The following is a 243-nucleotide window of genomic DNA, read 5'->3' on the forward strand; positions in this document are numbered from 1 at the left end:
CGCCGCTTTCACAGGCTTCGCAAACGTATTTTTGTCGTGCATGCACCAAGACTTGAACCACCGCCGGAATAATATCCAATTGCTCGCTGGTGTCTTCGCCGATGTGTTTTTTGGTGCAACCACAGGCGCAGATTTTATCGGCCAAAGGAAGATCATGTTCAATGCGTACACGGGGTAATTCAGCCGGTAAAGGCTTACGGCCGGATGTTTTTTTAACGGGCTTTGGTGTTTCAGCCAGGGGCA

General features: G+C 50.2%; 1 protein-coding gene. It reads right to left on the bottom strand.

Annotation, left to right across the window (positions count from 1 at the left end; all coding sequences use genetic code 11):
- On the bottom strand, positions 1-145 hold a 145-nt coding region (locus WG929_RS21140; protein WP_416207642.1), incomplete at its 3' end, for an IS66 family transposase zinc-finger binding domain-containing protein.
- Between the last annotated feature and the right edge of the window lie 98 nt (positions 146-243).

It is taken from the genome of Oceanobacter antarcticus, assembly GCF_044962685.1.
GTDB lineage: Bacteria > Pseudomonadota > Gammaproteobacteria > Pseudomonadales > Oceanobacteraceae > Oceanobacter > Oceanobacter antarcticus.